Origin of the sequence: Burkholderia sp. E168m23, assembly GCF_016586125.1 — a bacterium.
GTDB lineage: Bacteria > Pseudomonadota > Gammaproteobacteria > Burkholderiales > Burkholderiaceae > Burkholderia > Burkholderia orbicola.
The window spans coordinates 1-599 of the sequence record NZ_BCPP01001679.1 but is presented as its reverse complement, the minus strand read 5'-3'; the positions used below and the strand labels follow the sequence as shown (position 1 = coordinate 599).

Here is a 599-nt window from a genome sequence, read left to right as displayed (position 1 = left end):
TTGGAAAACACAGCACGCAGATGTACCGATTTATTCCCCGATAGCTCAGTCGGTAGAGCGCCGGACTGTTAATCCGTAGGTCCCTGGTTCGAGCCCAGGTCGGGGAGCCAAATAGCGAAAGGCCCGTCATGCGACGGGCCTTTTGTTTTTCCGGCCACCGTTCCGTCTTTCTGCTTTTCGTGGCCCGGTCATGCGCATGCTAGAGTCTCTGTCCCGCATTCGCATCCGGTTCCGTCGATGAAGCATCGTCTCCTGCGCTCCGCGCCCCTCGCCCTCCTGCTCTCCGCCTTCGCCGCGGCACCGTTCGCGCATGCGGAGGAAGTCGGCAGCGTCAACACCCATTTCCGCGTCACGGGCTCCGACCGCGTGGTCGTCGAGGCCTATGACGATCCGGTCGTGACCGGCGTGACCTGCTACGTGTCGCGCGCCCGCACCGGCGGGATCAAGGGCACGCTCGGCGTGGCCGAGGACCCCAGCGAAGCGTCGATCGCGTGCCGACAGGTCGGCCCGATCAGCTTCAAGGAACCGGTCAAGCAGCAGGCCGACGTATTCAGCGAACGCATGTCGTTCATCTTCAAGACGCTGCACGTCGTGCGCGT

General features: G+C 63.4%; 1 protein-coding gene and 1 tRNA gene. Both read left to right on the top strand.

The window, feature by feature from the left end:
- Nucleotides 1-34: 34 nt before the first annotated feature.
- Nucleotides 35-110 (top strand) — tRNA-Asn (locus JMF90_RS39630).
- A 127-nt stretch (nucleotides 111-237) separates the two neighbouring features.
- Nucleotides 238-599: CreA family protein (locus JMF90_RS39625; RefSeq protein WP_201326607.1), on the top strand; the 362-nt coding region annotated here is incomplete at its 3' end.